Here is a 23908-nt window from a genome sequence, read left to right as displayed (position 1 = left end):
CCGGCCGGGAGGGACAATGCCGATCATGACGTCGCCGACCACCTTCCAGCCGGTCCTGGAGCGCATCGCCGAGGAGATCGAGCGGACCCCCGGCCGGGGCCGGCCCGCCGACTACATCCCGGCGCTCGCCGCCCGCGACCCGCGCCGCTTCGGCATGGCCGTGGCCGAGCCGGACGGCACGGTGTACGGCGTCGGCGACTGGCGCGAGCCGTTCTCCGCGCAGTCGATCACCAAGGTCTTCACCCTCGCCCTGGACCTGGCCCGCGAGGGCGACGCCCTGTGGGAGCACGTGGGCCGCGAACCCTCCGGCAACCCGTTCAACTCGCTGGTGCAGCTGGAGTACGAGAACGGCATCCCGCGCAACCCCTTCATCAACGCGGGCGCGCTGGTGGTCACCGACCGGCTGCACACCCGCACCGGTGACGCCTCGGGCGAGCTGCTGGCGTTCCTGCGCGCGGAGAGCGGCAACCCCGACCTGACCTTCGACCGGACCGTCGAGGCCTCCGAGTCCACCCACGGCGACCGCAACGCGGCCCTCGGCCACTTCATGGCGTCCTACGGCAACATCGACAACCCGGTGCCCACGCTGCTGGACCAGTACTTCCGCCAGTGCTCGATCGCCGCGTCCTGCGCCGACCTGGCCCTCGCCGCGGGCTTCCTCGCCCGGCACGGCGTCCGCGCCGACGGCACGCGCCTGCTGACCCGCAGCCAGGCCAAGCAGATCAACGCGATCATGCTGACCTGCGGGACCTACGACGCGGCCGGCGACTTCGCCTACCGGGTGGGCCTGCCCGGCAAGAGCGGCGTGGGCGGCGGCGTCGTCGCGGTCGTCCCGGGGCGCTGCACCCTGTGCGTCTGGAGCCCCGGCCTGGACGAGCGGGGCAACTCGGTGGCCGGGGTGGCGGCCCTCGACCGCTTCACGACCCTGACCGGTCTGTCGGTGTTCTGACCCCGCCGGGACCGGCCCCTCGCGGGTGCCCACGCCGCCCGCGTGAGGCCGGCGGGAGACCCGTCAGGGCCGGCTCTTCCTGCGGACCGGGATGCGCAGCACCAGGACGACGACCGCGGCTCCCGTTCCGGCGGCCCCCGCGATCAGGACCGCCGAGGTCCAGGCGGGTTCCGGCTGCCCGGACACGGCCGCCGCGACCGCGGGTGGGGTCGTCGCCGCCCGCGCCGCGGGCCGCGGCGCGCCGAGCGAGCCGACGGCCTCGACCCGGCCGGCCGAGCCGAAGCCCCAGTCCAGGAGAGCGCGGGCCTCGTCGTACACCGTGGACCCGCCGTCGTCCTGCGGGTTCATCACCGTCACGACCAGGGTGCGGCCGTCCCGGCGCGCCGCCGCCACCAGGGTGTTGCCGGCCTTGCTGGTGTAGCCGTTCTTGATGCCGATCATCCCCCGGTAAGGCTTCACACCGTGGGTGCCGCTCAGCAGCCGGTTGGTGTTGCGGATCGCGTACGACCCGCCCGCGCCCGGGAACTGCGCCTCGACCGTGGCGCAGTAGCGGGCGAAGTCGGGGTTGCGCAGCCCCGTCCGGCCGAAGAGCGCCAGGTCGTACGCGGACGACACCTGGCCCGGGGCGTCGTAGCCGTCGGGGGACACCACATGGGTGTCGAGGGCCCCGAGCGACCGCGCCTTGGCCTGCATCCGCTGGGCCGTGGTCCGCCAGCCGCCGTTGAGCTCGGCCAGGACGTGCACGGCGTCGTTGCCCGAGTTGAGGAAGACACCGCGCCACAGGTCGTCGACGCGGTACGTACGCCCCTCGGCGACCCCGACCAGGCTGCTGCCGGCGCCGATGCCCCGCAGCTCCTCCGCGCGGACGGTGTGCCGGACACCCGCCGGGAGCGAGGGCAGCACCGTGAGCGCGAAGAGCGTCTTGAGCGTGCTCGCCGGGGGCAGCCTGCGGTGCGCGTTGTGGGCGGCGAGCACCTCGCCGGTCCGGGCGTCGGCCACCAGCCAGGACAGGGCGGAGACCTTCGGCACGCGGGGGGCCCCGGCGCGCGGGCGCACCTGGACGCCGGGGCGGTGCAGCAGCGAGGGGAGCGGGGCGGCCGCCCTGGGCCCGGCCGGCGGGGCCGTGGGCTGCGCCTGCCCGGTGTCGGCCGCCGCGGCGGGCATCAGGACCATCAGGCCCGCCGCACACAGCGCGCCCGCGGATACGGCCAGCCTCGAGGAGAATCCGATGATCATACGAATCAACGTAGAAACCAACGGGCTCTCCGACGCAGCCGACGGGGCCGTACACCCGCCGCCGGCACCCGGATGGAGGCAGCCGGACGGGGGCAGCCCGGCGGGAGGCGGCCCGGCACGAAGGGGACCGATGAGGGGTCGGCCGCTTCGCCGTCGTCGGCGTCGCCGGGGCCTCACGCGGGCAGGGTGGGCCGGACCCGCCGCAGGAACGCGGCGTTGTCCGGCGTCTCGCGCACCCGCGCCAGGAGCGTCTCCAGACCGCTCCTGCCGTCGCGGTCGCGGGCTACCACCCGGACGGTGCGCCGGGCGAGAGGCCGGGGGTCAGCGGACGGCCGACAGCCCGTACAGCAGGGGGATCCGCGGCTCGGGCAGCCGCCACCAACCGGACTCCGTGCGCACCGCCTGCGGCCAGCGCGGCCAGGGGAGTTCACCGGTCTCGCGCAGCTGTCGCACGGTCAGTCCCGCCCTCACCGAGGCCGTGACGACCTCGCCGATCCCGTGCATCCACTCGTAGCTGTCGGTGGCGCCGCGGACCGGGGGGCCGTCCGTGTAGGTGTGGGTCCCGTCGCGGTGCACGGGCCCGCCGCCGCCCAGGTAGTCGTGGCGCAGGAGCAGTTCCGGGCCCTCGCCGGGTGCGGGTTTGGGGCCGAGGGCGTGGAGCAGGGGATGGAACTCGACCACGTACAGCAGGCCGCCCGGGCGCAGCAGGCGGGCCACGGTCCGCGCCCACCGGTCGAGGTCGGGCAGGTAGCACAGGGCGCCCTTGCCGGTGTAGACGACGTCGAACTGCCGCCCGTCCAGGGCCTCGACGGCGTCGTAGACGTTCGCGCACACGTACCGCACGTCGGCGCCGGCCCGGCGCGCGATGCCGGACGCGGCCGCGACGGACGCCGCCGAGAAGTCGAGGCCGACGGCCCGGGCCCCGCGCCGGGCGAAGGCCAGGGTCTCCGTGCCCAGATGGCACTGGAGGTGCAGTACGTCCCGTCCGGCGAGGTCGCCGAGGTCCTCCCACTCGAACGGGGCGAACCAGCGCTCCGGATCGAGGTCCTGGTCGAGACCGTAGAAGCGGCTGGCGAGATGGACGGGTGTGCGGGCGTCCCAGTTCGCCTGGTTGGCCCGCATCAGCCGGTCGTGCTCGGCGGACGTCATGAGGACATCCAACCGCGGACGGGCCCCGGACGGCGGCCCGACGCGCGAATCCGGCGCCCGCGCACGCTCGTTCACACGGAGCGGGCCCGGGCGTCCTCGGCGATGCGCTCGAACCGGGCGCCCATGGCGGCCGCGAGTGCCTGGGCCCCGGACAACGGGCGCACCATCACGGTGAATTCGTCGATGAGGCCGTTGTCGTCGACGTGGATGAAGTCGCAGCCCTGGATCTCCCGGTCGCCCACGCGCGCCGTGAAGACCAGGGCGTGGTCCCGGCCCTGCGCGTCGTTGATCTCGCGCACGTAGCGGAAGTCCTCGAAGACCTCCGAGACCGCGCGCAGGATGGCGGCCGTGATCGCCTTCCCGGCGTACGGCTTGAACACCACCGGGCTGGTGAACACCACGTCCGGCGCCAGCAGCGCCTCGGCGGCGTCGAGGTCGAGGGCTTCGATCGCCTCACGGAATGCATGCATCTCGGGCCGCCTTAGTCAATTAGTTGAGTAGGTGCGCAGTAGATTAATCAAGCCTTGGTACGGTGTCCACATGTCCCTCAAGTACGCCGTCCTGGCCGCCCTCCTGGAGGGCGAGGCGTCCGGCTACGAACTGTCCAAGCTGTTCGACGTGTCGCTGGCCAACTTCTGGGCCGCCACCCCCCAGCAGCTCTACCGGGAACTGGAGCGGCTCGCCCAGGACGGCCTGATCCAGGCGCGGGTCGTGCGCCAGGAACGGCGTCCGGACAAGCGGATGTTCACCCTCACCGAGGAGGGCCGCCGGGACCTGCGGGCCTTCGCCGCCACGCCGCCCAGGCGGCCCACCGCCATCCGCGACGAACTGCTCATCAAGATCCAGGCCATGGACGACGGCGTCGATCCCGCGGCGACCCGTGCGCTGGTCGAGGAGCGACGGGAGTGGGCCCGCGGCAAGCTCGCCCGCTACCTGCGCGTCCGCGAACGCCTCCTGGCCGGCCGCAGCGAGGAGGACTACCTCCGCGAGACCGACCGCATCGGCCCCTACCTCACCCTCATGGGAGGCATCTCCTTCGAGGAGGACAACCTCCGCTGGTGCGAACGCGTGCTGACCGTCCTGCGGCAGCGCAGTCCCCTAGGCTGAGCCGATGTTCAGCCCCGAGGGTCCCACCCTGCGCGAGCTCGCCGTCCAGGCGCTGTCGTCGGTGGAGCGCGGCTACGACCTGCTCGCACCGAAGTTCGACCACACCCCGTTCCGGACGCCCGACGTGATCCTCGACGCCGTCGCCGACGCCCTGCGGGGCACGGGGCCCTACGAAGCCGGACTCGACCTGTGCTGCGGCACCGGAGCAGGCGTCGGCGTACTGGCCGAGGTGTGCCGGGAGCGGGTCACCGGGGTCGACTTCAGTGCGGGCATGCTGACGATCGCGCGCGAGCGCACCCGCCCGGCGCGTCCGCCGGTCTCCTGGGTCCGCGCCGACGCCCGTGCCCTGCCCTTCGCGTCCGCCTTCGACCTGGTCGTGAGCTTCGGCGCCTTCGGGCACTTCCTGCCACGCGAACTGCCCGGCCTGTTCGCCCAGGTGCGCGCCGTCCTGCGGCCGGGCGGCAGCTTCGCCTTCCCCGTCCTCGCCCCGCCCCGGCCGGCCTCCCCGGGCTACTGGGCCCTGCTCGGCTTTGACACCGCGATGCGGGTGCGCAACGCGCTGTGGCGGCCCCCGTTCGTCATGTACTACCGCGCCTTCCGCCTCGGCGACGTCCGGCGCGAGCTGCTGCGCGCCGGTTTCGCGGTGGAACTGCGGGCGCTGCCCGGCCTCGGGCGACGACCGGACGGCAGCCCGAGGGCGCGTCTGGTCGTGGCCCGGGCCGCGGGGACGGTCAGCCCCGCAGGGCCAGTCAGCTCCGGAGAAAGTTCAGCAGATCGTCGTTGAAGGACTTCTCGTAGTCGCCCACCAGACCGTGCGGGGCGCCCGGGTACACCTTCAGCGTCGCGTTCTCCACCAGCTTGGCCGTCCGGTGCGCGGAGGCGCCGATCGGCACGATCTGGTCGTCGTCACCGTGCGCCACGAGCGTCGGGACGTCGATCCGCGCCAGGTCCTCGGTGAAGTCGGTCTCCGAGAACTGCGCGACACAGTCGTAGGCGCCCTTCAGGCCCACCTGCATGCTCCACAGCCAGAACTGCCGGCGCATGCCCTCCGACACGGCGGCACCGGGCCGGTTGAAGCCGTAGAAACTCTCGCTCAGGTCCCAGTAGAACTGCGACCGGTCGGACTCCACGCCCGCGCGGATGCCGTCGAAGACCTCCTTCGGCGTGCCCTCGGGGTTGGCCTCCGTGCGCAGCATCAGCGGCGGGACCGCGCCCAGCAGCACGACCTTGGAGACCCGCTCCGTGCCGTGCCGTCCGATGTAGCGGGTCACCTCGCCGCCGCCGGTCGAGTGGCCCACCAGGACCGCGTCCCGCAGATCCAGCGACTCGATCAGCTCGGCCAGGTCGTCGGCGTACCGGTCCATGTGGTTACCCTGCCACGGCTGGCCCGAGCGGCCGTGCCCGCGGCGGTCGTGCGCCACCGCGCGGAAGCCGTGCTCGGCGACGAGCCGCGCCTGCCCGTCCCAGGCGTCGGCGTTCAGCGGCCAGCCGTGGCTGAACACCACGGGCCGGCCCGAGCCCCAGTCCTTGTAGTAGATCTCGGTTCCGTCGGAGGTGGTGAACGTGCTCATCGCACAGGGTTCCTCTCGGTGGCGGCCGGCACGGGACGGTGCCGGATCGGTCGGAAGGCCGTCCTCCCCAGGGTCGCCGCGATCCGCTCATCGTGCGCGCGGGCACCGCCCGCGCCACCGTCACAAGGCGCCGTAGAGGGCCTCCACCAGCGCCGTCTTCCGGGGGTCGTCCGCGATGTGCGGACCCATGCGGTTCATCACGTACCCGAGGGCGACGCCGGCCTCCGGGTCGGCGAGGCCGCACGAGCCGCCGTAGCCGTCGTGACCGAGGGCGCGCGGGTTCGGCCCGTAGGAGCCCTGCGGGCCGCTGAGCCACAACCCCAGCCCGGCCTCCGTCTCACCGCCCAGCCCGGCCCCCAGGACCAGGTCGAGGCACCGGCCCTGCCCCTCGCGCACCCGCTCGGCGGCCTGCGGCGACAGCAGGCGCACGCCCCGGTGGGTGCCCCGCCCCGCGAGGACGGCGTACACCTCGGCGACCCCGAGGGCGGTGCCGTGCCCGTTCGCCGCGGGGATCTCGGCGGTCCGCCAGGCCGGCGAGTTGGCCGCGGCGGCCGACGCGGGCGGATTGGCCAGAGCGGCGATCACCACCGGCGCGGGCCGCGCGGAGGCGGTCGCCTGCCCACCGTCCGGCACGACGGGCGGCTGGACCAGCTCCGCCACCCGCCCGAAGTCCTTCTCCACGACGCCGATGCCGAAGTCGGCCCCCAGCGGCCCGGTCACCTCCCGCCGCAGGAAGGCGCCGGGCGACAACCCCGACACGCGCCGCACGACCTCGCCGACCAGATGGCCGTAGGTCAGCGCGTGGTAGCCGCTCCGGGTGCCGGGCTCCCACCAGGGCGCGGTCGCCGCGAGCCGCTGCGTGGTCAGCTCCCAGTCGCACAGCTGCTCCAGCGAGTGCGGCTCGCGCAGCCCGGCCAGCCCGGCGCGGTGGGACAGCAGGTGCCGCACCAGGACCCTGTCCTTGCCCGCCGCGGCGAACTCGGGCCAGTACGCCGCCACCGGCGCGTCCAGGTCCAGCAGGCCGCGGTCGGCCAGGACGTGGGCGCACAGGGCCACCGGGCCCTTGGTGGTGGACCACACGTTGACCAGCGTGTCCCGCTCCCAGGGCCGGGTGCGCGCCGCGTCGGCCCAGCCGCCCCACAGGTCCACCACCGTCCGGCCGCCTCGCACGACGGCCACGGCGGCACCCAGTTCCCCCCGCGTGCCGAAGTTCTCCTCGAAGGCCCGGCGCACGGCGGCGAATTGCGGCTCGCAGTGGCCGTGCACCCGCGTCCCGTCCCCATGGCGCCCGTTCCCGGACATGAACCCCACCCCTCCAGCGGCCCGTCACTCGGCCCCGGGCCGGTCGGCCGGGCCCGGGACCCGATGAACGTACCGACCGGTCGGACCGGCAGGGAAGGGTGCGTGCGGGGAACGGCCGGATCAGATGTACGACCGCATCCAGCGCAGCTTCGCCGCCTCCTGGAACGGGCCGCCGCCCTCGTGGTCGTTGAAGTCGTAGACCTCGATCGCCTTGTCCTGGTGCGCCCAGGCGTTGAACGCCGCGAAGACGGTCGAGGGCGGGCAGGTCTGGTCCTCCAGCGCGGCCGAGAAGAGCGCCGGGGCCCGGCCGCGGGAGGCGAAGTGGACGCCGTCGAAGTAGGACAGCGTGCGCAGCACCTGCTCGCTGCGGCCGCGGTGCGTCTTGAGGAACAGCCCGATCTCGCGGTACGGGTGACGATCCGTCAGGGTCACCGCGCGCGGGAAGTCGCACAGGAACGGCACGTCCGGCGCGATGCCCGCCAGGTCCGGCACCAGGCCGCCGACCGCGAGGGTGATGCCGCCGCCCTGACTGGATCCGACGGCCACGGTGCGCGCGGGGTCGGTCAGCGGATGCGCACGGGCCGCCTCCACGGCCCGTACCGCGTCCGTGAACACCCGGCGGTAGTAGTAGTTCCCGGGTGCGTCCACACCCCGCGTCATGAACCCGGGGAAGGCGGGCCCGCCGCCCACCGGGTCGTCCGTGCCGCCGCCCCCGCCCCAGGCGCTGCCCTGGCCGCGGGTGTCCATCACGAAGTGCGCCCGGCCCGTGGACGCCCACAGCAGGTGCTGGTGCGGCAGGCCGCGCCCGCCGCCGTAGCCGACGAACTCCACGACGAGGGGCAGCGGTTCCTGCGCCGCGGCGGGCAGCGTCAGCCAGCCCTTGACGGGATGACCGCCGAAGCCGGCGTACGTCACGTCCAGGACGCGCACCGTGGACAGGCCGGTGTCCACCGGCTCGAAGCGGGCGTCCAGGTCGTGCGCGCGTGCCTCCTGGAGGGTCGCGGACCAGAACGCGTCGAAGTCCTCCGGTTCGACGGACGCGCTCCGGTGGGCGCGCAGTTCGTCGTCGGACAGGTCGAACAGGGCCATGCAGGACCACCTTGGGGGAGTACGGCTGCCGGAGTGGTGCGCAGGAGCACAGTACGGGGGCGGCCGGAGAGGTGGCCAGGTGCTTCTGCCCGGTGCCGCCGTCACACGTCCGAGCCGGTGGCACCGTCACCTGTGCGCGCCGGTGCAGCCGTCACCTGTGCGTGCCGGTGCGGCCGTCACACGTGCACGTCCCTGCCGCCGTGACACGTACGCGACGGTGCCGTGTCATACATACGCGACGGTGCCGCCGTCACACGTTGCGGTGCGTCCACAGCGGTTCGGTCCACGCCCACGCCCGGTCCCATTCGGCCAGTCTGCGGCGCAGGGCGACGCGGCGCACCGCGAAGTGGCCGAGCAGCACCAGCAGCACCGCACCGCCCGCGGCGCCCACGCCCATGGTGAGGGCGTGCTGCCACACCGTCGTGTCGTCCATCGGCCGCCCGACGGGGCGTCCCCGGGAGTCCAGCCAGACGTCCACGACCTCGCCCGGGGCCGTCCCCGCGCGGACCCGGACGCGCGCGGTGCGCGCACCGCCGCCGTCCTCCGTCCAGCGCACCGTCGCCCGGTAGGCGTGCTGACCACCCGCCTGCGCCGACGGCAGGGCACCCTCGCTCCTGCCCAGGACCTCGGCGCGGACACGATGGCGTTCGGCGTGCTGCGCCACCGACATCGACTTCGCCTCGCCGTACGCCCAGCGCCCGGTCGCCGTCCCCGCCAGGGGCGCAACCACGAGGAGCAGGAGGGCGAACGCCAGGACCGTCCACGCCTCGACGACATCGCACCTGCGGCGCAGCGGACTGTGCCCCCGGTACAGGCCGGGCATCCGGGTTCGCATGTCGACCACCTCACCGTCACCCGCGGGGGAGGGCCGGGACCGGCGACCCGGGTTCGGCCCGAGAGGGGGGTGCCCGGCGGGGCCGCAGCGAAACCCGCCAGGGCGAGGCCGACTTGAGGTGGGCGCGCCGTCCGGGACGGCCGGGCGCGGGGGCCGTTCCCACCCCGCGCACCCGTCCTCAGCCGAAGCGCTCGATCCGGATGCGGTCCACCGGCTGGCCCGCCGCCACGAGCAGCCGGGAGGCGTGCTCGGCGAACGAGTTGGAGCCGCACACATAGGCTTCCCACCCACCCGGAGGCTGCGCGGCCAGGAGCGGCGCCACATGTGTGGCCGCCATACGACCCACCGCTGCACCCTCCGGTGCGCTCCGGGTGAACACCACGGTGCTCTCGGCGCCCAACTCCCGGGCGTAGATGAGCTCCTCCGGGCTGCGCGCGGAGACCAGCATGCGCAGCGGCAGGTCGAGGTGGCGCGCCCGGTGGTGACGCACCATGGACATCAGCGGGACGACCCCGGAGCCGGCGCCGACGAGCAGCGCGGGCCGGTCGCCCGGCCAGGCGAAGAAGCCGCTCACGGGACCCCGCAGCTCGACCCGGTCACCGGGTCGGGCGACCTCGTGGAACCACCCCGAGACCTCGCCGCCCTCGACGCGGTCGAGGGTCAGCTCCACATGACCGGAGTCGTCCGGAGCCGACGCGATCGAATAGTGGCGCTGCGCCACATAGCCGTCCTCCGCGGTGAGCCGGACCATCAGGTGCTGGCCGGGCAGATGCCCCGGCCAGTCCGGCACGGCGAACCGGAAGGTGGCGGCACGCGGGGTCTCACGGCGGATCTCCGTCAAAGTGGCGGTCTGCCACACGGAGGCGGCCTGCTCGTCCACGGCGATCCGGCCGGGCACCGCGAAGGGCGTGGGCGGCACGAACGTCTCAGTCACCGGAGTACCTCTGCTCCTCCCAGGGGTTGCCGCGCTCGTGGTAACCGTTCGACTCCCAGAACCCGGGCTCGTCGTGGTCGAGGACGCGCAGGCCGGCGATCCACTTCGCGCTCTTCCAGAAGTACAGGTGGGGCACCACCAGCCGGGCCGGGCCGCCGTGCTCGGGGGCGAGGGGCCGGCCGTCGTACTCCCAGACGATCCAGGCGCGCCCGCCGGTCAGGTCGGCGAGCGGGAGGTTCGTGGTGTAGCCGGTGTGGGCGTAGGCGACGGCATGGGTGGCGGACCCATGGGGCCGGACGATGTCCAGGAAGGCGTCCACGGACACACCCGAGAACCGCACCCCGAACTTCGACCAGCCGGTCACGCAGTGGATGTCCCCCTCGTACGCCGAGGCGGGCAGCCGGTGCGCCTCCTCCCAGTCCCAGGTGCGCGGCTCCTCCACCAACCCGTCGACGCGGAAGGTCCAGTCGGCGGGTGCCAGCTCGGGAGTGACCTCGGCGGACAGGACCGGCCAGTCGTCGCGGGCGTCGTACTGCCCGGGCGGCAGGGCGGGGCCGGCGGCGCGCGGGCGGCCGGTGAAGCCTCGGGTGATGTGCATGCGGTGGTGCCTCCGGGCCGGTCCCGCGGTGCCCCGCCGGGCCGGTGTGCTCGGTGATTGCCTGCTCAACCGTACGTGGTGCGCGGACACGGGTGCCGGGCGGCCGTCCTGCGGCGGCCCTAGGCGGTGGCCGTCGGGGCCGGGTGCGCGTCCTGGTCCTCCGGGTCCGGGCCCGGCGAGGTGTTGTAGCGCACCAGGTAGTCGGCGAAGCGCTCCAGGTCCGGGGCCGGCCAGTGCGCCAGCCGCTCCCGGAAGACCGCCCTGCGCCTGTGGGTGACCTGCGCCAGGATCCGCCGCCCGGCCTCCGTCAGATGCAGCAGTTGTACGCGCTGGTCGTCCGCGTCCGGACGGCGTGCGACCAGTCCCGCCCGTTCCAGCGCGGTGACCTGGCGGCTCACCGTCGACTTGTCCAGGGCGTAGTGGGCGGCCAGGTCGGTGGCCCGGCATCCGCCGCTCTCCTCCAGGTGCCCGAGCAGCGTGTACGACACCAGCGACAGCTCCGGATGCATCCGCCCCGCGGCGGCCCGCGCCCGGCGGGCGAAGACCGTCATCTCCCGCTGGATGGTCTCCACGGCGTCGGCGGTACGCCGGGTGTGCGCGGTGTGCACGGGAACCTCCCTCGGACGCTGTGGCTCACCTCCATGGTTGCATGAGCCAACCAGTTCCCGCGCGGGCGCCGGGCCCCCGGGGCCGTCGGCAGGTCGGGTAGGGTTGCCGTCCGGCCGGGAACGAACCCGGCCGCCGGAAAGCCGAGGAGGTGAGACCCATTACCGCTGTGTCAGCTCGGGTGCTCCCCTTCCGACCTCCCGCGGATCGCCGGCCGTAGGCGACCGCTGAGCGCCCTTCGGCTCTCGAAAGGCTCCTGGCTTCCATGTCGCCCGCATCATCCCCGTTCCCAGCGTCGTCCCCGTTCTCCGCGTCGTCCCCGTCGTCCGCGGCGTCCGGGTTCTCCGCATCGCCCGCGTCCCCCGACGCACCCACACCCGCGCCTGCGCCCTCGCCCTCCTCCCCTTCCACGGCCTCCTCCCGTACGTCCCTCCTCGCCGTCCTGCGTGCCGCGGGCTGTGTCTTCGCCGAGGAGGAGGCCGAGCTGATCCTCGACGCCGCCCGCACCCCGGCCGAGGCCGCCGCCATGGCCGAACGCCGCGCCGCGGGGCTGCCGCTGGAACTCGTCGTCGGCTGGGCCGCGTTCCGGGGGCTGCGGATCGCCGTCGCCCCGGGCGTCTTCGTACCGCGCCGCCGTACCGAGTTCCTCGTGGAGCAGGCGCTGCTCCAGGCACCCGACGCACGCGTCGTCGTCGACCTGTGCTGCGGCGCGGGTGCGGTCGCCGCCGCGCTGGCCGCCGGACTCGGCCCCGTGGAACTGCACGCGGCGGACGTGGACCCGGCCGCCGTGCGCTGCGCCCGCGGCACCATCGGTCCCCTCGGCGGGCACGTCCACCAGGGCGACCTGTTCGAGGCGCTGCCCGGCGCGCTGCGCGGCCGGGTCGGCATCCTCGCGGCCAACGTGCCCTATGTGCCGAGCGGCGAGATCGCGCTGCTGCCGCAGGAGGCGCGCGACCACGAACCGCGCGTCGCTCTCGACGGCGGTGGCGACGGCCTGGACGTCCTGCGCCGGGTGGCGGCCGGGGCGCCGGACTGGCTCGCCCCGGGCGGCTGCGTCCTGGTGGAGACGAGCCGGGACCAGACCCCGGCCGCCGTCACCGTCTTCGAGAGCCACGGCCTGGCGGCCCGCCCGGCCGTCTCGGAGGAGCTGCACGCGCACGTGGTGATCGGCGTCAGGACCTGAGGTCCCGCCCGGCCACGGCACCGGAGCCCCGGCCCGGCGCCGTGGCCCGGGCGACGAGCAGGGCGACGTCGTCGAAGTTGTCCGGCTCGTGCAGGGTGCGCAGCAGCAGCTCGCACACCTCCTCCAGCGGGCGGTCCGGGCCCTCCAGCAGGGACAGCAGCGTGCCGAGCCGGTCGTCGAGCGGGTCGCGGCGGGTCTCGACGAGGCCATCGGTGTAGAACACCAGCCGGTCGCCCGGGTCGAGGTCCACGGTGGTGGTGGCGAAGGCCACCCCGCCCACGCCCAGCGGCACGCCGGTCGGCAGGTCGAGCAGTTCCGGGGAGCGGCCCAGCCGCACCCGCACCGGCGGCAGATGCCCGGCGTTGGCGATCCGGCACTGGCGCAGATATGGGTCGTGGACGGCGTACACGCAGGTCGCGATGGACTGCTCCAGGCCGGCGGTGATCCGGTCGAGGTGCTCCAGCAGCACGTGCGGTTCGAGGTCGAGGGAGGCGAGGGTGTTGGTGGCGGTGCGCAGCCGTCCCATCGCGGCCGCCGCCGGGATGCCGCTGCCCATCACGTCGCCCACCACGAGCGCGGTCTTGCCCCCGTCCAGTTCGATCACGTCGAACCAGTCGCCGCCGACCTCGCTGGTGGCCCCGGCCGGCTGGTAGCGGGAGGCGACCTCCAGGCCGCCCGTCACGGGCGGGTGGCTGGGCAGCAGGCTCCGCTGGAGGGTGAGGGCGGTCTCGCGGGCGCTCTGGTACCAGCGCGCGTTGTCGATCTGCACGGCGGCCCGCGCGGCCAGCTCCCGAGCGAGCAGCAGGTCGTCCTCGCTGAACGGCAGCGGATTTCGGGTGCGCTTGAGGTCCAGCGCGCCCAGCACCTCGCCCCGCGCGATCAGCGGCACCGCCAGGTACGAGTGCACCCCCGCCCGGCGCAGCAGCTCGGCCGCCTCGGGGGAGCGCGCGATGCGCACCAGGTCCTCGTCCCCGACCTCCGGCAGCACCACCGGGCTCGCCGTGCGCACGCACTCGGTGACCAGCCGGTCGGAGGCGTACCGGGCCACCTGCCCCGGGGTGTCGGCCGCCTCCAGGGCCTCCGCGGAGTCGTAACCCCGTACCGCCAGCGCGCGGATCACCGCGGACTCGGCTGGCCCGAGGCTGGTGCGCCGGCCCTGCACCACCGCGTCCAGCAGATCGACGGCCGCGACGTCGGCGAGCTCGGGCACGGCGACCTCGGCGAGCTCACTGGCCGTGCGGTCCAGGTCGAGCGTGGTGCCGATCCGCCCCGAGGCGTCGGCGATCAGGGCCAGCCGCCGCCGCGCGGCCTCCGCCTCGATGCCCGCCTGGTACTGCTCGGTCACGTCGACGATCGAGACGGCCACGCCCAGCACCGTCCCGAAGGCGTTCTCCAGCCGGTACAGCGAGACCGACCAGGCGTGGTCCCGGTGCGGGTCGGCCGGGGTGCGGCCGACGGTGGACTGGTCGACGACCGGCCGGCCGGTCTCCAGCACGCGGCGCGCGGCGGACTCCAGCGCGTCGACGTCCATCTGCGGCAGGATCTCGCGGGCCGTGCGGCCCAGGTGCTCCTCGGCGGGGACGCCGTTGATCTCCTCCAGCGCCGGGTTGACCGACACGTACCGCAGTCCGGTGTCCAGCACGGCCAGCCCGGTCGGAGACTGGGCGATCATCCGGGTGGACAGCGCCACCTCGCGCTCCAGCCGGTGCACGGTGCGCTGGTCGGCGCACAGGCCCAGCGCGTACACGTCGCCCTGGTCGTCCAGCAGCCGCATGTTGCGGAACTCCACCACCCGCGTGGTGCCGCCCTTGCGGCGGACGGGAAACGCCCCGGCCCAGCTCTGGCCGGTGCCCATGACGTCGGCGAACAGCTTGACCACGAGGTCCAGGTGCTTCTCGTGGACCATGATCCGGGCGGCGTACTGCCCGAGCGCCTCCACGGCGTCGTAGCCGAACAGCTCCTCGGCCTGCGGGCTCCACAGCACGATGCGGCCCTCGGAGTCCAGGACGATGGAGGCCACCCGCAGGACGTCGAGCAGTCCGCTGGGCCGCGCGGAGCCGCGTGGCCGTCCCTCGTTCTCGGGAGCCCCGGCTGCACTCATCCCACGCCCCGTTCGCCGTCCCGGCGCACGCCGTCGTGCACCGACACCCCATGTTCTACCGCGTGCGGCCGCTTCCGACCGGCTCCTTGCGTCACCTTCCACCATCTCCCACCGCGGCCCGGACCGCCGCGCGGGCGGCGGGGCGCCGCCGGTAGTGCTCACGGGCGGGTGGTGCTTTGCTGGGGGAGGGGCGGACCGGCAGCGTGGCCGTGGAAGGAGCGATCACGATGGACCTTGAGCGACCGCACCCCCACTCCGTCTCGGTGGAGATCAGCGGGTGCAGCAAGCACGACGCCCGGACCGTGTTCGACGCGCTGTGCTCCTGTTACGAGTCCGACCGGTGCGCCGACGACGTGCCGGAGGACCTGCACGAGACCAGGCCGACCGTCTGGCTCGGCACCTTCGACGTGGCCGACGAGCACGAGGGCGGCGCCCCGGTCACGCTGTCGTCCTCCGTCGAGGCCGACCTGCACGGCGGCTACTGGGCGATCGAGCGGTTCCGCACGACCCTGGACTCGCTGTTCGACGTCCACGACCTGAGCACCGTCTCCGGTGACCAGGAGAAGGAGCTGCACGTGCGCCTGCAGAGCAGGTGAGCCCTTCGCCGCACCCGGCCGCCGTACCCCGGCCGCCGCACCCGGCCGCCGTACCCCCGGGCGCGGCGGCCGGCCGTGCGTGTGCCCGGCCGCGGACCGGAACCGCTGGTCACGGCCCGGCTGTGCCCTCCGTCACGCCTTGTGCAACTAGTTGCACAAACCCGCGGTAGTCCTCTACAACTACTGGCACGACACCGCGCACGGAGGGCCCGATGAGCCGTTACCCGCACCTGCTGAGCCCCCTCGACCTGGGCTTCACCACCCTGCCCAACCGGGTCCTCATGGGCTCGATGCACGTCGGCCTGGAGGAGGCCGAGGGCGGGTTCGCGCGCATGGCCGCGTTCTACGCCGCCCGCGCCCGCGGCGGCGTGGGCCTGATCGTCACCGGCGGCATCGCGCCCAACGACGAGGGGCGCCCCTACGAGGGCGGCGCCAAGCTCACCACCGAGGAGGAGGCCGAGCAGCACCGGGTCGTCACGGACGCCGTGCACGGCGAGGGCGGCCGGATCGCCCTGCAGATCCTGCACTTCGGCCGCTACGCCTACCACCGCGACCTCGTCGCGCCCAGCCCCCTCCAGGCGCCCATCAGCCCCTTCCCCCCGCGGGAGATGACCGACGCCGACGTCGAGCGGACCATCGAGGACTACGTCCGCACCGCGCGCCTCGCCCGGCAGGCGGGCTACGACGGCGTGGAGATCATGGGCTCCGAGGGCTACCTCATCAACGAGTTCATCGCCACGCAGACCAACCGGCGCACCGACCGCTGGGGCGGCTCGTACGAGAACCGCATGCGCTTCCCGCTGGAGATCGTGCGCCGCGTACGCGAGGCGGTCGGCGAGGACTTCATCGTCATCTACCGGCTGTCCATGCTCGACCTCGTCCCCGGCGGCTCCACCCTGGACGAGGTGATCACCCTCGCCAAGGCCGTCGAGGCCGCCGGGGCGACCCTCATCAACACCGGCATCGGCTGGCACGAGGCCCGCATCCCCACCATCGCGACCTCCGTGCCGCGCGGCGCCTACAGCTGGGTGACCAAGCGGCTCATGGGCGAGGTGTCCGTCCCGCTCGTCACGACCAACCGCATCAACACCCCGGAGCTGGCCGAGGAACTGCTCGCCGACGGCGCGGCCGACATGGTGTCCATGGCCCGCCCGATGCTCGCCGACCCGGACTTCGTCACCAAGGCCGAGGCCGGCCGTCCCGAGGCCATCAACACCTGCATCGGCTGCAACCAGGCCTGTCTCGACCACACCTTCAGCGGCCTGATCACCTCCTGCCTGGTCAACCCGCGGGCCTGCCACGAGACCGAGCTGGTGCTCTCCCCGACCCGGCTGCGCAAGCGCGTCGCGGTCGTCGGCGCCGGACCGGCCGGTCTGGCGTGCGCCGTCTCCGCCGCCGAGCGCGGGCACGAGGTCACGCTGTTCGACGCGGCGAGCGAGATCGGCGGCCAGCTCAACGTCGCCCGCAAGGTGCCGGGCAAGCAGGAGTTCGACGAGACGCTGCGCTACTTCCGCACCCAGCTCGACTGGCACGGCGTCGACGTCCGGCTGGACACCCTCGTCACGAGCGCCGACGTCGACGGCTACGACGAGGTCGTCGTCGCCACCGGCGTCACCCCCCGCACCCCGGAGATCCCCGGCGTCGACCACCCGAGCGTCCTCGGCTACCTCGACGTCCTGCGCGACGGCGCACCCGTCGGCGACCGGGTCGCCATCCTCGGCGCGGGCGGCATCGGCTTCGACGTCGCCGAGTTCCTCACCGACGGCGGCGACAAGGCCCACGAGGACCCGGCGACGTACTTCCGCCAGTGGGGCGTCGACATGGACTACCAGGGCCCCGGCGGCCTCGCCGCGCCGGAGCGGCCCGCCCCGCCGCGCACCGTCCACCTGCTCCAGCGCAAGACCTCCAAGGTCGGCGCCGGCCTCGGCAAGACCACCGGCTGGATCCACCGCACCGAGCTCAAGCACCGCGGCGTGACCATGGTCCCCGGCGTGCGCTACGACCGGATCGACGACGCCGGGCTGCACGTCACCGTCGGGGAGGAGAGCACCGTGCTGGAGGTCGACACGATCGTGCTGTGCACCGGCCAGGACCCGCGCCGCGGCCTGTACGAGGAGCTGATCGCGGCCGGACGCAGCGCCCACCTCATCGGCGGCGCCGACGTGGCCGCGGAGCTGGACGCCAAGCGCGCCATCAAGCAGGGCACCGAGCTGGCGGCCGCCCTGTAGGGCGCGACCGCGATCCTAGGATGAGGCCATGTCACTCCCGCACGCGATCCTCACCGCCCTGCTCGAGAAGCCGTCGTCCGGGCTGGAGCTGACGCGCCGCTTCGACCGGTCGATCGGCTACTTCTGGTCGGCGACGCACCAGCAGATCTACCGCGAGCTGGGAAAGCTGGAGTCCGACGGCCTCATCCGGGCCCTGCCGTCCGAGCAGCCCGCCCGGGGGCAGAAGAAGAGCTACGAGGTCCTGCCCGCGGGCCGCGCCGAACTGGCCCGCTGGACCGCCGCCGCACAGGACCCCAAGCCGCACCGCGACACCCTGCTGCTGCGGCTCAGGGCCGCGGCCGTCGTCGGCACGGCCGGACTCGAGGCCGACATGCGGCGCCATCTGGAACTGCACGAGCAGCAGTTGGCGGAGTACCGGGAGATCGAGAAGCGGGACTTCCCGCCCGGCCGGGACGGCACCGAGGACCGGCTGCGGCACCTGGTGCTACGGGCCGGCATCGACCTGGAGACCTTCTGGACCCAGTGGCTGCGGCGGGCTCTGACGGATTTCCCCGAACTGCCGGACGGCGCACCGGCCGAACCCTCCGCACGGACATGACCGCGGCCCGCCCGACCGGAGCGCTTCGGAAGGGCGGGCCGCCGTACGCACCGGATCAGATCCGGTGCGGCTTGTTGCGCCGGCGCAGGTACAGCGCCGTGCCGAGCAAGCCGGTGCCGACCAGCGCGCCGCCCGCCACCAGCGTGACGGTGCCGTAGTCCGTCGAGGACCCGCCGACCCCGCCCATGACGCCGCGGGACGGCGAGGCCGAGGGGGACGCCGACCGCGACGGCGAGGGCGCCGTCGACACCACGACGGACTGCGTGCCGGCCGTGGTCCCGTCGGAGCAGACGACGATCACCGTGTACGTGCCCGGAGAGACGCCGGACCAGGCGGCGGACTGGCTGGTGGACGTCCCCGACAGGGTCACCTGACGGCCCTGCGCGAAGCTGCCCTGACTGCTGGTCAGCAGCGAGGCCGTGCCCCAGCTGCCGTTGATCTGGGTGCACGAGCTGGTCGTGACCGACACGGTCGTCCCCGTGGTGCTCACGGAGATGCCCGGGCCGGCGAAGGCGGGCGCCGCGGCCGGGAAGAGAGGCAGCGCGGCGGCGGCTGCCACGGTCAGGCCGGAGCGGAGAACTGACGATGAGTTGCTCATGTGGACTGCCCTCCGGCGGCACGGTTGGCGGTACATCCCTTTGCGCCGCCGAGGGTCGGGGAACGCCCGTGCTGCCTCGTGGCCAGCCAAGACGCCCCCGGCCCGGGCCGCACGCCGGGCGCCCCCGTGCAGGTGACGCCGTGCCGCCACCGGGTGACGCGCGGGCCGGGTCAGCGCCCCGCGCCCGTGGTCACCGTCCGCTCCGCCGAGAAGCCCCCCCAGGTGCCGTCCGGCAGCATCGCCCGCACGCGCACCCGGTGCCGGATCCCGGACTCCCGGCCCACGTAGAAGCTGTACTCGGCCCGGTCCCGGGGAGCCCGGCCCCCGTACACCAGCGAGGTGGCGGTCCTGCCGTCCAGCTGGATCTCGTACTCCGTGATCCGCCCGTCGACCCGGGGCGGAACCCAGCTGAGGTCCAGGTAGTGGGCACCGTCCGCCCGATGGCTCGCCACCCGGAAGCCGGTGGGCGCCGTACCGCGCCCGTCGTCCCCGCCCGGGGTGGTGATCCGCACGCCGGCACTGGCGGGGGAGACGTTCCCGGCCGCGTCCCGGGCCCGGACGGTGAACACATAGGCGCGGCCGGGACGCAGCCCGGTGACCACCGCGGCCGTCTGGTTCCCGCCCACACTGTGGATCTTCGTACCGCTCTGATGGATGTCGTACGACACCACCTTCCGGTCGTCCTTCGCCGCGGACCAGGTCAGCTGCACTGCACGGCTGCCGGCCACCCGGCCCCGGGGCGCCGCCGGGCGGCTCGGCGCCGAGCGGTCGTCCGCGACGGCCGCCGGTGTCCGTGCCCGTACGGCACGGCTGCTCGGGCCCAGGCGCCCCTCGGCGTCCCGCGCCCGCACGGTGAAGACGTACGACGTGGAGGGCCGCAGCCTGGTGACGTCCACCATGTGCTTGGCACCAGGCACTTCCTCGACCTTCGTGGTGCCGCGATACACCTCGTAGCGCTCGGCCCGGGCGGTGGTGTTCCACATGACGTGCACGCTGGTGGCGGTCCCCGCCTGCGCGGTGACGCCCGTCGGTGCGCCGGGCGGCGAGCCGCCGTCCTCCTGGCCGGCACCGGGCCCGCCGCACGCGGTGAGCAGGGCGAGGACCGCGCAGCACGCGAGCCAACGCGGGGAAGCGGGCAGAGCGGAGGGAACTCGCACGTCGCTGCCTCCCGGGGCGGCACTCGGTAATGGTCCGGACCAATATGCCGCCGCTGACGCGATCACATCAAGAGGGCGGGCCCGGTCGACGGGTCCCGAATCTGCGTGCCGGGGGCACCGTGAGGGCACCGCATTCCGCTGCCGGTCGTCCGGCGCCGGCCCGTATGCTGAGGAGTCAGGTGCTCGAACTGCGGTCCCGCAAACCGGAGTTCGAGCCCGTCGCGCGGACCGCTGTCGTCGCAGATCCCGCGCCGGCGTGGGCGGCCGGGAGGGCCTGGTCCTCCGCGGACCCGGCCTCCCGGCCCCCGTCGCGGCTCACGGACATGTGCACCGTCCGGCCCCCCAGCGGTGGCCCGGCCACCTGACCGGGGACAGATTGGGCTGAGTGCCCGTCAGGTCCCCGAGGAGAGGCTCACCCATCGTGCGTGCCCGGTCCCTCACACTGGCCGCGGCCAGTGCCGCCCTGCTCGCCCCGTCGGCCGTGCCCACCGGGCCGCCCCCGCACCGCGCCCAGCCGGTGGTGTGGCGTGAGGGCACCGTCCGGGCAGCCGACCTGCTCGCCGCGGTGCGCCACTGCGACCAGATCTCCACGGGCCGCTACCGCAGCGACAACGGCCGACCGGCGGACATCCCCGTCTGCGGGACCCGCGACGTCGTGCACTGGAAGGCCGACATGGACATCGACTGCGACGGCCGCCCCGGGCCGCGCTGCAACCGGGCCACCGACCCCTACTTCGCCGCCAGCACGGCGTTCGCACAGTCCGACGGCCGCCCGCTGAGCGCCGAACGCCTCCCCTTCATCGTGGTGCCGGCACCGAGCCGCATCTGGGACTACCGCGCCCACGGGATCGGCGGCGGCTCGGTCGTGGCCGTCGTCCACCGCGACCGCGTGCAGTACGCGGTCGTCGGCGACACGGGCCCGCAGAACATCATCGGCGAGGCGTCCTACGCGACCGCCGAGGCGCTCGGCATCCGCCCCGACCCGCACGGCGGGGGCGTGCCGTCGGGTGTGACGTACATCGTGTTCAAGAACACGAAGGCGTCCCCGATCGAGGATCACGCGGCGGCCGTGAAGGCGGGGGAGCGGGCGGCCCGGCGGCTCGTCGGCACGACGCCCGGCGCGAGCACGCCGACGGGTTGACCGGCCGTCGGCTGAGCCGGCCGCCCGAACCGGGCACCCAGCACCCGACCGCGTCGGTGCCGGTCGCGCACGCGGCCGGGCGACCGCGGGCGACGTGCGTCGCTCCGGCCGCATCCGCAGGGCGCGCCGCGGCGAGTGCGGGCACCCCGCCGGAGGGCCTCCGGCGGGCCCGACCTTGTTGGCGTCGGCCGGGCGGGTGAGTGGCGTCCGCGTCGGGCGTGCGTCGGCTCGTGGGCGTTGGGAGCGGGTACTTCGTCGGCGGGCCGTGAGCTCGCGCCTGGGTGCTTCCGGGGTCCGGCCTTGTTGGCGTTGGCCGGGGCCGGTGGTGGGCGCCCGCGTCGGGCGGGCGGCGGCTGCGGGTGCCTCGTCGGCGGGCTGCGACTGTGTTCGCGTGGTGCTTCCGGGGTCCGGCCTTGTTGGCGTTGGCCGGGGCCGGTGGCTGGCGCCCACGTCGGGCGGGCGGCGGCCCGCGTGCGGCGGCTGCGGCGCGTCCGGTACCTCGTGGGCCGGTGGTGTGCTCGCGCGTGGGTGCTTCCGGCGCCAGGCCGCGCGTGCGGCGGCCGGGCCGCGCTACCCGCGCCCGACGTGCGGTCCCGCGCGGGCGCCTCGGCGGCGGGCTGCCGGCTCGCGCGTGGGCGAGCCCGCAGCCCGTCGCCGCTCGGCCTCCGCAGGAGTACCCCGCCGCTACACCTTCCGGTAGGAGTACGCCTCGGCGGCCGCCGCCTCCACGGCCGCCAGGTCCGCCCCGGTCGCCGCCGTGACGACCGCGGCCACGGCGCCCTCCACGAACGGTGCGTCCACCAGGCGCGTGCCCTCCGGGAGTTCGTCGCCCTCGGCCAGCAGCGCCTTGACGGTCAGCACCGCGCTGCCCAGGTCGGTGAGCACGGCGACCCCCGCGCCCCGGTCGACCGACGCCGCCGCCGCGGCGATCAGCTCGGCGCTGGTGCCGAGCCCCCCGCCCTCCGTGCCGCCCGCCGGGGCGACCGGCACCACCGGGCCACCGCCCGCGAGGCCCTTGGCCAGCGCGGCGACCGACGCGGCCACCTCCGCACTGTGCGACACCAGCACGATCCCGACCAGCCGCTCGTCACTCACCGCCGGCCTCCACCAGTCCCGCGATCAGCAGCGCGGCCGAGGTGGCACCCGGATCCTGGTGCCCGATGCTGCGCTCGCCCACGTAGCTCGCCCGGCCCTTGCGGGCCTGCAAGGGCGTCGTGGCGACGGCGCCCTCCTCGGCGGCGGTGCGGGCCGCCGCGAACGACTCCCCGAGCGCGTCCACCGCCGGGACCAGGGCGTCGATCATGGTCTTGTCGCCCGGTGCGGCGCCCCCGAGCGTCATCACCGCGTCCACCCCGGCCCGCAGCGCCTGCCCCAACTGCTCCGCGCTCACCTCGGAAGCGTCGCCGAGAGCCTTCCCCGTGCGGCGCAGCAGCGTCCCGTACAGGGGCCCCGAGGCACCGCCGACCGTGGAGATGAGCCGGCGGCCCGCCAGGGTCAGGACCGCGCCGGGGGTGTCCGGGGACTCCTCCCGCAGCGCGGCGATCACGGCGGCGAAGCCGCGCTGCAGGTTGCTGCCGTGGTCGGCGTCCCCGATGGGGGAGTCGAGGGCGGTCAGCCGTTCCGCCTCACGGTCGACGGACGCGGCGGTCGCCGTCATCCAACGGCGGAAGAAATCGGCGTCGAGCACGGGCTCTCCTTGCCTGGTAGGTACCTGGTGGTCCGCTGCGCCTCGCGCGTCACATGCCCCAGCGCAGCCCCGGCGTCTTCACCGGCGCGTCCCACAGCCGCAGCATCTCCTCGTCGACCTGGCACAGGGTGAGCGAGGCGCCCGCCATGTCCAGGGACGTGACGTAGTTGCCCACCAGGACGCGGGCCACCGGCACCCCGCGCACGGCCAGCACCCGCTGCACCTCGGCGTTGAAGCCGTACAGCTCCAGCAACGGCGTCGCGCCCATGCCGTTGACCAGCACCAGCACCGGATTGCGCGGCCGCAGGTCCTCCACGACCGCGTCGACGGCCGCCTCGGCGATCTCGCCGGACGTCATCATCGCCCGCCGCTCCCGCCCGGGCTCGCCGTGGATGCCGATGCCCAACTCCAGCTCACCGGGCGGCAGATCGAAGGTCGGACTGCCCTTGGCCGGGGTGCTGCACGCGCTCAGCGCGACACCGAAGCTGCGGGAGTTCTCGTTGACCTGCCGGGCGATCGCCTCGACGCGTTCCAGCGGCATGCCCTCGTCGGCGGCGGCTCCCGCGATCTTCTCCACGAACAGGGTCGCGCCCGTGCCGCGCCGGCCGGCCGTGTAGAGACTGTCGGTCACCGCCACATCGTCGTTGACCAGCACCTTCGCGACCTGGATGCCCTCGTCCTCGGCCATCTCGGCGGCCATGTCGAAGTTGAGCACGTCACCGGTGTAGTTCTTCACGATGAACAGCACACCGGCCCCGCTGTCCACGGCGGCCGCCGCGCGCACCATCTGGTCCGGCACGGGGGAGGTGAAGACCTCGCCCGGACAGGCCGCGGACAGCATGCCGGGGCCGACGAACCCGCCGTGCAGCGGCTCGTGGCCCGAACCTCCGCCCGAGACCAGCCCCACCTTCCCGGCGACCGGGGCGTCCCGCCGCACGATCACCCGGTTCTCCACGTCCACGGTCAGCTCCGGGTGAGCAGCCGCCATACCGCGCAGCGCGTCCGCGACCACGGTCTCCGGGACGTTGATCAGCATCTTCACGGGAACCTCCTGGTGGGACCGGTGAACATGTCTCCGGCCAACATTTTCGCAGTTCAGCGTGGGGCGGGCCAGTTCTCGGCCTGCCCGGTCCGCGGGTGGACGAGGCATTCCGCCGGCGCGGGCGGCACCGGCTTCACCGACAGGGCGTCAGCTCCGGGCAAGTATCGACCGTACGGCGGCGACGGTCACGTGTGCCGCCGA

Annotated in this window: 24 protein-coding genes; 8 read left to right on the top strand and 16 right to left on the bottom strand. The window is 74.3% G+C overall.

The genetic code is table 11. The annotated features are described in order from the left end of the window. Nucleotides 1-16 precede the first annotated feature (16 nt). Nucleotides 17-949: a glutaminase gene (locus tag ACH4C6_RS11595; RefSeq protein WP_398108366.1), complete on the top strand. Its 933-nt coding sequence runs from the start codon at nt 17-19 to the stop codon at nt 947-949. A 63-nt stretch (nt 950-1012) separates the two neighbouring features. Here ACH4C6_RS11595 and ACH4C6_RS11590 read toward each other — a convergent pair whose 3' ends face one another. The 3 genes from ACH4C6_RS11590 to ACH4C6_RS11580 form a co-directional block, all read right to left on the bottom strand. Continuing rightward, nucleotides 1013-2185: a D-alanyl-D-alanine carboxypeptidase family protein gene (locus ACH4C6_RS11590; RefSeq protein ID WP_398108365.1), complete on the bottom strand. Its 1173-nt coding sequence runs from the start codon at nt 2183-2185 to the stop codon at nt 1013-1015. Between the two features lie 321 nt (nt 2186-2506). Then, nucleotides 2507-3334: a methyltransferase domain-containing protein gene (locus ACH4C6_RS11585; protein WP_398108364.1), complete on the bottom strand. Its 828-nt coding sequence runs from the start codon at nt 3332-3334 to the stop codon at nt 2507-2509. A gap of 71 nt (nt 3335-3405) precedes the next feature. Beyond that, nucleotides 3406-3804 carry a nuclear transport factor 2 family protein gene (locus ACH4C6_RS11580; RefSeq protein ID WP_398108363.1) on the bottom strand — a complete coding sequence of 133 codons (399 nt, stop codon included), beginning with the start codon at nt 3802-3804 and terminating at the stop codon, nt 3406-3408. 70 nt (nt 3805-3874) lie between these two features. Between ACH4C6_RS11580 and ACH4C6_RS11575 the strand changes: the two genes are divergently transcribed. Together ACH4C6_RS11575 and ACH4C6_RS11570 are read left to right on the top strand one after the other, a co-directional pair. After that, nucleotides 3875-4441, top strand: a complete 567-nt coding sequence (locus tag ACH4C6_RS11575) for a PadR family transcriptional regulator (protein WP_398108362.1) — start codon at nt 3875-3877, stop codon at nt 4439-4441. 4 nt (nt 4442-4445) lie between these two features. Further along, nucleotides 4446-5225: a class I SAM-dependent methyltransferase gene (locus ACH4C6_RS11570; protein ID WP_398108361.1), complete on the top strand. Its 780-nt coding sequence runs from the start codon at nt 4446-4448 to the stop codon at nt 5223-5225. On the opposite strand, the gene ACH4C6_RS11565 is transcribed toward ACH4C6_RS11570, so the two are convergent. From ACH4C6_RS11565 to ACH4C6_RS11535, 7 genes are all read right to left on the bottom strand, one after another. Continuing rightward, a complete protein-coding gene (locus ACH4C6_RS11565; RefSeq protein WP_398108360.1) occupies nt 5191-6012 on the bottom strand; it encodes an alpha/beta fold hydrolase in 822 nt (273 codons plus the stop codon). The two genes, ACH4C6_RS11570 and ACH4C6_RS11565, sit on opposite strands and share 35 nt — an antisense overlap. 120 nt (nt 6013-6132) lie before the next feature. After that, nucleotides 6133-7314: a serine hydrolase domain-containing protein gene (locus ACH4C6_RS11560; protein WP_398108359.1), complete on the bottom strand. Its 1182-nt coding sequence runs from the start codon at nt 7312-7314 to the stop codon at nt 6133-6135. Between the two features lie 120 nt (nt 7315-7434). After that, nucleotides 7435-8403: an acetylxylan esterase gene (locus ACH4C6_RS11555; RefSeq protein WP_398108358.1), complete on the bottom strand. Its 969-nt coding sequence runs from the start codon at nt 8401-8403 to the stop codon at nt 7435-7437. Nucleotides 8404-8653: 250 nt separating this feature from the next. Then, a complete protein-coding gene (locus ACH4C6_RS11550; RefSeq protein WP_398108357.1) occupies nt 8654-9238 on the bottom strand; it encodes a hypothetical protein in 585 nt (194 codons plus the stop codon). A gap of 178 nt (nt 9239-9416) precedes the next feature. Continuing rightward, complete coding sequence (locus tag ACH4C6_RS11545; RefSeq protein ID WP_398108356.1) at nt 9417-10172, bottom strand: ferredoxin reductase; 756 nt, start codon at nt 10170-10172, stop codon at nt 9417-9419. Next, nucleotides 10165-10770: a sulfite oxidase-like oxidoreductase gene (locus tag ACH4C6_RS11540; RefSeq protein WP_398108355.1), complete on the bottom strand. Its 606-nt coding sequence runs from the start codon at nt 10768-10770 to the stop codon at nt 10165-10167. The genes ACH4C6_RS11545 and ACH4C6_RS11540 overlap by 8 nt, the downstream gene beginning before the upstream one ends. A gap of 119 nt (nt 10771-10889) precedes the next feature. Continuing rightward, nucleotides 10890-11321, bottom strand: coding sequence for a MarR family winged helix-turn-helix transcriptional regulator (locus ACH4C6_RS11535; protein ID WP_398108709.1), 432 nt, complete (start codon nt 11319-11321; stop codon nt 10890-10892). 320 nt (nt 11322-11641) lie between these two features. On the opposite strand from ACH4C6_RS11535, the gene ACH4C6_RS11530 reads away from it, so the two are divergent. Further along, a complete protein-coding gene (locus ACH4C6_RS11530; RefSeq protein WP_398108354.1) occupies nt 11642-12559 on the top strand; it encodes a putative protein N(5)-glutamine methyltransferase in 918 nt (305 codons plus the stop codon). Here ACH4C6_RS11530 and ACH4C6_RS11525 read toward each other — a convergent pair. Continuing rightward, a complete protein-coding gene (locus tag ACH4C6_RS11525; protein WP_398108353.1) occupies nt 12549-14660 on the bottom strand; it encodes a SpoIIE family protein phosphatase in 2112 nt (703 codons plus the stop codon). The genes ACH4C6_RS11530 and ACH4C6_RS11525 overlap by 11 nt on opposite strands. 227 nt (nt 14661-14887) lie before the next feature. Here ACH4C6_RS11525 and ACH4C6_RS11520 point away from each other — a divergent pair, with 227 nt between their 5' ends. The 3 genes from ACH4C6_RS11520 (at nt 14888) to ACH4C6_RS11510 (ending at nt 18082) form a co-directional block, all read left to right on the top strand. Further along, nucleotides 14888-15256 (top strand): hypothetical protein, encoded by a 369-nt coding sequence (locus ACH4C6_RS11520; RefSeq protein ID WP_398108352.1) that lies wholly within the window; start codon nt 14888-14890, stop codon nt 15254-15256. A 212-nt stretch (nt 15257-15468) separates the two neighbouring features. Next, the gene (locus tag ACH4C6_RS11515; protein ID WP_398108351.1) at nt 15469-17484 is read left to right on the top strand and encodes an FAD-dependent oxidoreductase; all 2016 of its coding nucleotides are present in this window, start codon (nt 15469-15471) and stop codon (nt 17482-17484) included. 28 nt (nt 17485-17512) lie between these two features. Beyond that, a complete protein-coding gene (locus ACH4C6_RS11510; RefSeq protein ID WP_398108350.1) occupies nt 17513-18082 on the top strand; it encodes a PadR family transcriptional regulator in 570 nt (189 codons plus the stop codon). A 55-nt stretch (nt 18083-18137) separates the two neighbouring features. Here ACH4C6_RS11510 and ACH4C6_RS11505 read toward each other — a convergent pair whose 3' ends face one another. Together ACH4C6_RS11505 and ACH4C6_RS11500 are read right to left on the bottom strand one after the other, a co-directional pair. Continuing rightward, nucleotides 18138-18680: a hypothetical protein gene (locus tag ACH4C6_RS11505; RefSeq protein ID WP_398108349.1), complete on the bottom strand. Its 543-nt coding sequence runs from the start codon at nt 18678-18680 to the stop codon at nt 18138-18140. A gap of 170 nt (nt 18681-18850) precedes the next feature. Further along, entirely contained in the window at nt 18851-19837 is a 987-nt protein-coding gene (locus ACH4C6_RS11500; RefSeq protein ID WP_398108348.1) for a fibronectin type III domain-containing protein, read from the bottom strand. 421 nt (nt 19838-20258) lie between these two features. Here ACH4C6_RS11500 and ACH4C6_RS11495 point away from each other — a divergent pair, with 421 nt between their 5' ends. Then, nucleotides 20259-20978 carry a glycoside hydrolase family 75 protein gene (locus ACH4C6_RS11495; protein ID WP_398108347.1) on the top strand — a complete coding sequence of 240 codons (720 nt, stop codon included), beginning with the start codon at nt 20259-20261 and terminating at the stop codon, nt 20976-20978. A 684-nt stretch (nt 20979-21662) separates the two neighbouring features. Here ACH4C6_RS11495 and ACH4C6_RS11490 read toward each other — a convergent pair. The 3 genes from ACH4C6_RS11490 to dhaK are packed head-to-tail and all read right to left on the bottom strand — an operon-like array spanning nt 21663 to nt 23707. Then, nucleotides 21663-22073, bottom strand: coding sequence for a PTS fructose transporter subunit IIA (locus ACH4C6_RS11490; RefSeq protein ID WP_398108346.1), 411 nt, complete (start codon nt 22071-22073; stop codon nt 21663-21665). After that, nucleotides 22066-22665: a dihydroxyacetone kinase subunit DhaL gene (gene dhaL, locus ACH4C6_RS11485; RefSeq protein ID WP_398108345.1), complete on the bottom strand. Its 600-nt coding sequence runs from the start codon at nt 22663-22665 to the stop codon at nt 22066-22068. The genes ACH4C6_RS11490 and dhaL overlap by 8 nt, the downstream gene beginning before the upstream one ends. Before the next feature lie 49 nt (nt 22666-22714). After that, nucleotides 22715-23707: a dihydroxyacetone kinase subunit DhaK gene (dhaK, locus tag ACH4C6_RS11480; RefSeq protein WP_398108344.1), complete on the bottom strand. Its 993-nt coding sequence runs from the start codon at nt 23705-23707 to the stop codon at nt 22715-22717. Nucleotides 23708-23908: the final 201 nt, after the last annotated feature.

Origin of the sequence: Streptomyces sp. NPDC017943 (assembly GCF_044328425.1) — a bacterium.
GTDB lineage: Bacteria > Actinomycetota > Actinomycetes > Streptomycetales > Streptomycetaceae > Streptomyces > Streptomyces djakartensis_A.
This window is presented reverse-complemented; position numbering and strand designations above follow the sequence as displayed.

Bases quoted from the DNA above. Each gene is read 5' to 3' on its own strand.
- ACH4C6_RS11585 (WP_398108364.1), bottom strand. From the start codon at position 3,334: ATGACGTCCGCCGAGCACGACCGGCTGATGCGGGCCAACCAGGCGAAC.
- ACH4C6_RS11565 (WP_398108360.1), bottom strand. From the start codon at position 6,012: ATGAGCACGTTCACCACCTCCGACGGAACCGAGATCTACTACAAGGAC.
- ACH4C6_RS11505 (WP_398108349.1), bottom strand. From the start codon at position 18,680: ATGAGCAACTCATCGTCAGTTCTCCGCTCCGGCCTGACCGTGGCAGCC.
- ACH4C6_RS11515 (WP_398108351.1), top strand. From the start codon at position 15,469: ATGAGCCGTTACCCGCACCTGCTGAGCCCCCTCGACCTGGGCTTCACC.
- ACH4C6_RS11530 (WP_398108354.1), top strand. From the start codon at position 11,642: ATGTCGCCCGCATCATCCCCGTTCCCAGCGTCGTCCCCGTTCTCCGCG.
- ACH4C6_RS11555 (WP_398108358.1), bottom strand. From the start codon at position 8,403: ATGGCCCTGTTCGACCTGTCCGACGACGAACTGCGCGCCCACCGGAGC.
- ACH4C6_RS11535 (WP_398108709.1), bottom strand. From the start codon at position 11,321: ATGACGGTCTTCGCCCGCCGGGCGCGGGCCGCCGCGGGGCGGATGCAT.
- ACH4C6_RS11590 (WP_398108365.1), bottom strand. From the start codon at position 2,185: ATGATCATCGGATTCTCCTCGAGGCTGGCCGTATCCGCGGGCGCGCTG.
- ACH4C6_RS11540 (WP_398108355.1), bottom strand. From the start codon at position 10,770: ATGCACATCACCCGAGGCTTCACCGGCCGCCCGCGCGCCGCCGGCCCC.
- ACH4C6_RS11525 (WP_398108353.1), bottom strand. From the start codon at position 14,660: ATGAGTGCAGCCGGGGCTCCCGAGAACGAGGGACGGCCACGCGGCTCC.
- ACH4C6_RS11550 (WP_398108357.1), bottom strand. From the start codon at position 9,238: ATGCGAACCCGGATGCCCGGCCTGTACCGGGGGCACAGTCCGCTGCGC.
- ACH4C6_RS11570 (WP_398108361.1), top strand. From the start codon at position 4,446: ATGTTCAGCCCCGAGGGTCCCACCCTGCGCGAGCTCGCCGTCCAGGCG.
- ACH4C6_RS11510 (WP_398108350.1), top strand. From the start codon at position 17,513: ATGTCACTCCCGCACGCGATCCTCACCGCCCTGCTCGAGAAGCCGTCG.
- ACH4C6_RS11560 (WP_398108359.1), bottom strand. From the start codon at position 7,314: ATGTCCGGGAACGGGCGCCATGGGGACGGGACGCGGGTGCACGGCCAC.
- ACH4C6_RS11580 (WP_398108363.1), bottom strand. From the start codon at position 3,804: ATGCATGCATTCCGTGAGGCGATCGAAGCCCTCGACCTCGACGCCGCC.
- ACH4C6_RS11595 (WP_398108366.1), top strand. From the start codon at position 17: ATGCCGATCATGACGTCGCCGACCACCTTCCAGCCGGTCCTGGAGCGC.
- ACH4C6_RS11575 (WP_398108362.1), top strand. From the start codon at position 3,875: ATGTCCCTCAAGTACGCCGTCCTGGCCGCCCTCCTGGAGGGCGAGGCG.
- ACH4C6_RS11520 (WP_398108352.1), top strand. From the start codon at position 14,888: ATGGACCTTGAGCGACCGCACCCCCACTCCGTCTCGGTGGAGATCAGC.